Origin of the sequence: Streptomyces sp. WM6372, from assembly GCF_001279655.1 — a bacterium.
Lineage (GTDB): Bacteria > Actinomycetota > Actinomycetes > Streptomycetales > Streptomycetaceae > Streptomyces.
This window is the reverse complement of sequence record NZ_LGDB01000244.1, coordinates 21,782-28,243: the sequence shown is the minus strand read 5'-3', so window position 1 is coordinate 28,243 and position 6,462 is coordinate 21,782. Positions and strand designations below refer to the sequence as shown.

General features: G+C 74.0%; 4 protein-coding genes, 1 rRNA gene and 1 pseudogene. 5 read left to right on the top strand and 1 reads right to left on the bottom strand.

The features are described from left to right. The 3 genes and pseudogenes from rrf to ADK52_RS36920 form a co-directional block, all read left to right on the top strand. Positions 1 to 95: ribosomal RNA gene (gene rrf / locus ADK52_RS36930) — 5S ribosomal RNA — on the top strand; the annotation flags it as partial. A 168-nt stretch (positions 96 to 263) separates the two neighbouring features. Then, positions 264 to 1,307: pseudogene (locus ADK52_RS42780) on the top strand (hypothetical protein); the annotation flags it as partial. Between the two features lie 450 nt (positions 1,308 to 1,757). After that, on the top strand, positions 1,758 to 2,621 hold the full coding sequence (locus tag ADK52_RS36920; protein ID WP_053694209.1) for a tetratricopeptide repeat protein: 864 nt from the start codon (positions 1,758 to 1,760) through the stop codon (positions 2,619 to 2,621). 94 nt (positions 2,622 to 2,715) lie between these two features. Here ADK52_RS36920 and ADK52_RS36915 read toward each other — a convergent pair whose 3' ends face one another. Further along, a complete protein-coding gene (locus ADK52_RS36915) occupies positions 2,716 to 3,987 on the bottom strand; it encodes a DUF1015 family protein (protein ID WP_053694208.1) in 1,272 nt (423 codons plus the stop codon). 152 nt (positions 3,988 to 4,139) lie between these two features. On the opposite strand from ADK52_RS36915, the gene ADK52_RS36910 reads away from it, so the two are divergent. Next, positions 4,140 to 5,189, top strand: a complete 1,050-nt coding sequence (locus ADK52_RS36910) for an HAD hydrolase-like protein (RefSeq protein ID WP_053694207.1) — start codon at positions 4,140 to 4,142, stop codon at positions 5,187 to 5,189. Positions 5,190 to 5,370: 181 nt separating this feature from the next. Next, positions 5,371 to 6,417 (top strand): iron chelate uptake ABC transporter family permease subunit, encoded by a 1,047-nt coding sequence (locus ADK52_RS36905; protein ID WP_199828606.1) that lies wholly within the window; start codon positions 5,371 to 5,373, stop codon positions 6,415 to 6,417. Positions 6,418 to 6,462 lie beyond the last annotated feature (45 nt).

Below are 6,462 nucleotides of genomic sequence, written 5' to 3'. Positions count from 1 at the left end.
AAACGCCCGGTTACATTCCGAACCCGGAAGCTAAGCCTTTCAGCGCCGATGGTACTGCAGGGGGGACCCTGTGGGAGAGTAGGACGCCGCCGAACAATCTTTCAAAGGACCCTTGGTCCAGCGTTCAACGCTGGACCAAGGGTCCTTTTTGTTTTTCACCTCTTTACGCCGAAGCGCGGCCATGGGTTGGTTGCGCGAGAATGACTAGCGGTACCCCGAAGACAGGAGTCACACCCATGTCCAACTCTCCCGACGATCGTCCGGAGCGCGAGCCTCGGCGCAACGACGGCGGTGACAGGGGCGGCTACCGCGGGGGCCGTGACGACCGTGGCGGTGACCGTGGCGGCTTCCGCCGCGACGACCGCGGTGGCCGTCCGACCAGTGGCGGCGCCGGCGGCGGTTTCCGCCGTGACGACCGCGGCGGGCGCCCGGCCGGCGGTGGTGGCGGCGGCTTCCGTCGTGACGACCGCGGTGGCGACCGCCCGTCCTACCCGCGCCGTGACGACCGCGGTGGCGACCGTCCCTCGTACCCGCGTCGCGATGACGACCGTGGTGGATTCCGTGGCGGTCGTGACGACCGTGGCGGTGACCGCCCGTCCTACCCGCGTCGCGATGACCGTGGTGAGCGTCCCTCCGGTGGTGGCGGCGGTTTCCGTCGCGACGACCGCGGTGGCGACCGCCCGTCCTTCCCGCGCCGTGACGACGACCGCGGTGGATTCCGTGGCGGTCGTGACGACCGTGGCGGTGACCGCCCGTCCTACCCGCGCCGTGACGACCGTGGTGAGCGTCCCTCCGGTGGTGGCGGCGGTTTCCGTCGCGACGACCGTGGCGGCGACCGCCCGTCCGGCGGTGGCTTCCGCGGCCGCGAGGACCGTCCGTCCTACCCGCGTCGTGATGACCGCGGTGGGGACCGTCCGTCGTACCCGCGCCGCGATGACCGTGGTGAGCGTCCCTCCGGTGGTGGCGGTGGCTTCCGCCGTGACGACCGCGGTGGCGACCGCCCCTCGTACCCGCGTCGCGATGACGACCGCGGTGGGCGTCCCTCGTACCCGCGCCGTGACGACGACCGCGGTGGATTCCGCGGCGGCCGTGACGACCGTGGCGGGGACCGCCCGTCCTACCCGCGCCGTGACGACCGCGGTGGCGACCGTCCCTCGTACCCGCGTCGGGACGACCGTCCCGCCGGTGGCGGCTTCCGCCGCGACGACCGCGGTGACCGGCCTGCCGGTGGTGGCGGCGGTTTCCGTCGCGACGACCGTGGTGGCGACCGCCCGTCGTACCCGCGCCGCGACGACGACCGTGGTGGATTCCGCGGCGGCCGTGACGACCGTGGCGGGGACCGCCCGTCCTACCCGCGCCGTGACGACCGTGGTGAGCGTCCCTCCGGTGGTGGCGGCGGCTTCCGTCGCGACGACCGCGGTGGCGACCGCCCGTCCTACCCGCGCCGTGACGACCGCGGTGGCGACCGCCCGTCGTACCCGCGTCGCGACGACGACCGCGGTGGATTCCGTGGCGGTCGTGACGACCGTGGCGGCGACCGTCCCTCGTACCCGCGCCGTGACGACCGCGGCGGCGACCGCGGCGGGTTCCGTGGCCGTGACGACCGTGGTGGCGACCGCGGTGGCGACCGCGGCGGCTACCGTGGCGGCCGCGATGACCGCGGCGGCGACCGCGACTACCGCGCGGACCGCGACCGGGACCCGGTCAAGCGGCTTCCGATCGACGAGGACGTCACCGGTCTCGAGATCGACGCCGATGTGCGCCAGGAGCTCCTGAGCCTGCCCAAGGGCCTGGCCGAGGAGGTCTCCCGCAACCTGGTCATGGTGGCCCGGCTGATCGACGAGGACCCGGAGCAGGCGTACGCGTACTCGCGCATCGCCCTGCGCCTGGCCTCCCGTGTCGCCGCCGTGCGCGAGGCCGCCGGCTTCGCCGCGTACGCCACGCAGAAGTACAGCGAGGCGCTCGCGGAGTTCCGCGCCGCCAAGCGCATGACCGGCTCCGTCGAGCTGTGGCCCGTCATGGCCGACTGCGAGCGCGGCCTCGGCCGCCCCGAGCGCGCGCTGGCCATGGCCGGCGAGCCCGAGGTGCAGAAGCTGGACAAGGCCGGCCAGGTCGAGATGCGCCTGGTCGCCGCCGGTGCGCGGCGGGACATGGGGCAGCTCGACGCCGCCATCGTGACCCTGCAGAGCCCGGAGCTGGCCTCCAACTCCGTCCAGCCGTGGACCGCGCGTCTGCGGTACGCCTACGCGGACGCCCTGCTGGCGGCCGGCCGTGAGGACGAGGCGCGCGAGTGGTTCGCCAAGACGGTCGAGGCGGACAAGGACGGCGCGATGGACGCCTCCGACCGGCTCGCCGAGCTGGACGGGGTCGAGTTCGTCGACGCTCTCGGCGGCGATGAGCCGGACGGGATCGACGAAGAGGACGAGGACGACGAGCAGGACGCCGCCGAGGTGGCTGCCGCCGAGCGTGCCTCCGACCAGGCCGAGTACTACGACGAGGACGACGAGGAGTACGAGCCTCTGGAGCGGTCCGAGGCCGACGCCGAGGTCGACGTCACGGACGAGATCGTCGTCGTCGAGGACGAGGACGAGGACGACGCGCAGGACCGCGACAAGGCCTGAGTGCTGAACCGGATCCATTGAGAAAGGGCGGTACCCCTCCGGGGGTGCCGCCCTTTTTCGTGCCCGCGCCCGGTCCGGGCCCGCTCGGTCGGGGTCAGTCGAGGCTGCGCAGGACCAGGCCGGTGGCCGGCTTCGGGCCGAAGGAGGTCGACTTGCGGGGCATCGTGACGCCCTGGCGGGCCAGGTCCCGTACGACTTCCTCCCGTACCGGGTGCAGCAGGACCGCGGTGCCTCCGTGGCGCTCGGCCATGGCGACGGTGGCCGCCGCGTCGTGGATGTACGTGATCTGCTCCGGGGCGTCCGGGATCTGCCACAGGGCGTCGAGCAGGGTCGCGTGCAGGACGGTCGCGTCCAGCCGGCGCCAGGCCTCGGGGCGGTCGCGCCGTACGGTGCGCTCCAGGAGGTCCAGGTCCGGGTCGGTGACCAGGTGGAAGGTGCCGTCGCCGGCCAGGAGGAAGGCGTTGCCGCGCTCGGCGGCGTCGGAGAGGGCCTCCAGGGCGAGCGGCAGCGGGCCGTCGACCGGGCGGACCAGGAAGTGGCCCTCTACGGCAGCCAGGGCGTCCGCGACCGGGAGGCGGCGCAGCATCCGGTGGATGGCGCGGACCTGGAGCGGGTAGCGGGCGGTGTCGACGAGGAGGACCAGGCCGAAGTCCCAGTCGGTGGGGGACTGGTGCTCCTCCTGGAGGCGCAGGTACGTCGCCCAGCGGTGGTGGCCGTCGGCGATGAGGGCCTGGCGGTGGCCGAGGTCGGCGGTGACCGCGGCCAGGTCGGCGGGATCGGTGATGGCCCAGAGCCGGTGCCGGAAGCCGTCCTCGGTGGTGGTGGCCAGCAGGGGCGGGCGTCCGGCGGTCCGCTCGACGACCGCCGTCGCGCCGGCCGCGGGGTCGCCGCCGAGGTAGGTGAGGAGGAGGGGCTCCAGATTGGCCGAAGCGGCCCGCATCAGGCCGGCCCGGTCGGTGACCACGTCGGGCATGACGTCCTCGTGCGGGAGGACGATGCCGGCGTCGGGCTTCGAGAGGGCGAGGGCGCCGATCACGCCGCGCTGCAGCACGTTCCCCTTGCGCTGCTCGTAGACGTAGAGCGCGGGCTCGGGGTCGGGGCTGAGGACGCCCTTGGAGAGCCAATCGTGCAGGGTGTGCGCGGCCTGTTCGTTGCGCTCGGCGGGGGTGCCGGCCTGCGGGAGGATCAGGCGGACGATGTTGTGCGGGTCGGCGGACTCCAAGTGGTCCACGCCGTCGGGCCGCACGACCACGTCGTACGGCGGCGAGGTGACGGCGGCCAGGCTGCCGACACGCTCCGGGACGTAGCGCAGTCCATGGAAGGGGATCAGGCGCAGCCCGTCGTCCGCGGTACCAGGTGTGGTCATTGGTGCATGGTAAGACGCGTCTCGCGATGCGGGATGATCGGGTGAGGAAGACCGCAGGTTGCATGCGGTCGGTATCGGTCACGGACGTGCGGACGGACTGAGGTACGCACGGACGGGCCGGTCGAGGATCGAGCGGACAGGGAGCCGACAGGATGACCCGGCAGAGCAGGACGAGTCCGGCGGGCAGCGAGCGCAGCCTGCACCAGGCGTACGACACGGCCCTGCTGGACCTGGACGGCGTGGTGTACGCGGGCGGCGAGGCGATCGCGTACGCGGCGGAGTCCCTCGCCGCGGCACGGGCCGGCGGGATGCACCTCGCGTACGTCACGAACAACGCGCTGCGGACCCCGGAGGCGGTCGCCGGGCACCTGGGCGAGCTGGGGATCCCGACCGAGGCCGGCGAGGTGATCACGTCGGCGCAGGCGGTGGCCCGGCTGATCTCGGAGCAGGTGGAGCCGGGGTCGAAGGTGCTGGTGATCGGCGGTGAGGGGCTGCGGGTCGCGCTGCGCGAGCGGGGGCTCGTACCGGTGGATTCCGCCGACGAGGAGGGCCTGGCGGCGGTCGTCCAGGGGTACGGGGGCCCGGACCTGCCGTGGTCGCGGTTCGCGGAGGCCTCGTACGCGATCCACCGCGGGGTGCCGTGGTACGCGTCGAACACCGATCTGACGATTCCGGGGGCGCGGGGGATCGGGCCCGGCAACGGGGCCGCGGTGGAGGTCGTACGGATCGCCACGGGCGCGGAGCCGCAGGTGGCGGGCAAGCCGCTGCCCCCGATGCACCGGGAGACGGTGCTGCGGACGGGGGCGGAGCGGCCGCTGGTGGTCGGGGACCGGCTGGACACGGACATCGAGGGCGCGTTCAACGGGGACGTGGACTCCCTGCTGGTGCTGACCGGGGTGACGGACGCGGCGCAGCTGCTGCGGGCCGAGCCGAGGCACCGGCCGACGTACGTGGACCGGGACCTGCGCGGGCTGCTGACGGGGCAGCCGGAGGTCGTGGCGGCGGGGGAGGGCTTCCGCTGCGGGGGCTGGACCGCGGTGGCGGCGGCGGGCGTACTGGAGCTGCGGGGCGAGGACGAGCCGGTGGACCCGCTCGACCCGGTCGACGGGTTGCGGGCGCTGTGCGCGGCGGCGTGGACGCAGGCCGGGGACGGCTCGTGCACGCTGGACGCGGGGAAGGCGCTGGCCCGGATCGGGCTGTAGACGCGCCCTCCTGCAGCCCGCCGCGGGGCCGCCCCGGCCGCGGGGCCGCTCCCGCCGCGGGGCCGCGGGGCCGCGGGGCCGGCCCCGCCGACGTGTCCCGGCGGGCCGGCCGGAGGTGGTCCGCGGGGATCCGGGGAGCCTCAGGGCCAGTTCGGGCGCAGGGTAGGCTAACCTAACTTTCGTGTTGGTCGAGAGTCCCCCTGAACAGAGCGCGGCGCCGGTCGCCGCCATCCGCCCGCGGCACGCCGCGCGCGCCGCCGGTCTGCTCGGCGCCCTCGTGGTGCTGGCGCTGATCGCGGTGGCGAGCATCGCCGTGGGCGCCAAGCAGATGCCCCTCGACGAGGTCTGGCACGGCCTGTTCCACTACGCGGGGACGCCCTCCGACGTGGTGGTGCGCGATCTGCGGGTCCCGCGGACCCTCCTCGGGCTGATGGTCGGGCTCGGGCTCGGCCTCTCCGGCGCCGTGATGCAGGCGCTGACCCGCAATCCGCTGGCCGAGCCGGGCATCCTCGGCGTCAACGCGGGCGCCGCGGCCGCCGTGGTCTCGGCGATCACCTTCCTCGGAGCCTCCACGCTCGGCGAGTTCGTGTGGTGGGCCTTCCTCGGCGCCGCCGTCGTCTCCGTCGTGGTCTACGTGCTCGGCGGCAGCCGCAGCGCGACGCCGGTGCGCCTCGCGCTCGCCGGTACGGCGGCCAGCGCGGCCCTGGTCGGCTACATCAACGCCGTGCAGCTGATGGACAGCAAGGCGCTGGACAAGCTGCGCTTCTGGACCGTGGGCTCCCTGGCCTCCGCGAACATGGACACCGTCCGGCAGGTGGCGCCGTTCCTGGTGGTGGGCGCGGTGATCGCGCTCACGCTGGGCTGGCCGCTCAACGCGATGGCCATGGGCGACGACACCGCGCGGGCGCTGGGCGCCCACCTGACGCGGACCCGGATCGGCGCCATGGTGGCCATCACCCTGCTGTGCGGGGCGGCGACCGCCGCCTGCGGGCCGATCGTCTTCATCGGCCTGATGATCCCGCACCTGGTGCGGATCATCACCGGTCCCGACATGCGGTGGGTGCTCGCCTACTCGGCGGTCCTCTCCCCGGTGCTGCTGCTGGGCGCGGACGTCGTCGGCCGGGTCATCACCCGGCCCGCCGAGCTCCAGGTCGGCATCGTCACCGCGCTGATCGGCGGACCCGTCTTCATCTACCTCGTCCGGCGCAAGAGGATGGCCCAGCTGTGACCGTCGACCTCCGGGCGGACAAGCCCGGATCCCGTGCCCTGCGCG

Bases quoted from the DNA above. Each gene is read 5' to 3' on its own strand.
- ADK52_RS36915 (WP_053694208.1), bottom strand. From the start codon at position 3,987: ATGACCACACCTGGTACCGCGGACGACGGGCTGCGCCTGATCCCCTTC.
- ADK52_RS36910 (WP_053694207.1), top strand. From the start codon at position 4,140: ATGACCCGGCAGAGCAGGACGAGTCCGGCGGGCAGCGAGCGCAGCCTG.